This window comes from Chitinophaga tropicalis (genome assembly GCF_009758205.1).
GTDB lineage: Bacteria > Bacteroidota > Bacteroidia > Chitinophagales > Chitinophagaceae > Chitinophaga > Chitinophaga tropicalis.
Window position 1 is genome coordinate 1 of the sequence record NZ_WRXN01000046.1, and the last position, 1,354, is coordinate 1,354.

The 1,354-nt window shown below is 49.6% G+C and carries 1 rRNA gene; it reads right to left on the reverse strand.

Annotated features, from left to right (window positions below):
- Positions 1 to 64 precede the first annotated feature (64 nt).
- Positions 65 to 1,354 (reverse strand): 23S ribosomal RNA (locus tag GO493_RS30720); the annotation flags it as partial.

Sequence of the window (1,354 nt, forward strand, 5' to 3'; positions counted from 1 at the left end):
ATTCCTGTGACCCGGAGCACGCAATAACTTACATATTGGGATGTTATAACACTATTTACAAAATAAAATTAAAGCTTACGGGCAATTAGTACTACTCGGCTTCGATGTTACCACCCTTACACCTGTAGCCTATCAACGTCGTAGTCTCCGACGGCCCTTAAAAGTAAACTCATCTTGAGGTTGGTTTCACGCTTAGATGCTTTCAGCGTTTATCCTTTCCGTACATAGCTACTCAGCACTGCACCTGGCGGCACAACTGATACACCAGCGGTACGTACGACCCGGTCCTCTCGTACTAAGGTCATGTCCCCGCAATTTACTAACGATCACAACAGATAGGGACCGAACTGTCTTGCGACGTTCTGAACCCAGTTCACGTGCCACTTTAATCGGCGAACAGCCGAACCCTTGGGACCTTCTCCAGCCCCAGGATGTGACGAACCGACATCGAGGTGCCAAACCTCCCCGTCGATATGAGCTCTTGGGGGAGATCAGCCTGTTATCCCCGGAGTACCTTTTATCCTTTGAGCGATGGCCCTTCCATGCAGAACCACCGGATCACTTTAGCCAGCTTTCGCTCCTGCTCGGCTTGTTAGCCTCACAGTCAAGCACCCTTTTACTAATGCGCTCTGCGTACGATTACCAACCGTACTGAGGGTACCTTTGCGAGCCTCCGTTACTTTTTAGGAGGCGACCACCCCAGTCAAACTACCCACCAAACAATGTCCCCGTTGCCGGGTTAGACTCTAAACAACAGAAGGTTGGTATTTCAACGTTGACTCCACAACTCCTGGCGAAGCTGCTTCATAGTCTCCCAACTATCCTACACATCTGTGGTTCAAAATCAATGTTAAGTTGTAGTGAAGGTTCACGGGGTCTTTCCGTCCCGTTGCGATTAACCGGCATCTTCACCGATACTACAATTTCACCGAGCTCGTGGTAGAGACAGTGTCCAACTCATTAGACCATTCGTGCAGGTCGGAACTTACCCGACAAGGAATTTCGCTACCTTAGGACCGTTATAGTTACGGCCGCCGTTTACTGGGGCTTCAGTCAGAAGCTTTGGGTTACCCCGAACATCCTTCCTTAACCTTCCAGCACCGGGCAGGTATCAGGCTCTATACGTCATCTTTCGATTTTGCAGGGCCCTGTGTTTTTGTTAAACAGTTGGTTGGACCATTTTACTGAGACCGCATTACTGCGGTACGCCTTATCCCGAAGTTACAGCGTCAATTTGCCTAGTTCCTTTACCACGGATCACTCGAGCGCCTGAGGATACTCTCCTCGACTACCTGTGTCGGTTTGCGGTACGGGCTGCTAAAACCTAACCTTAGAGGTTTTTCTTGGAAGTCTG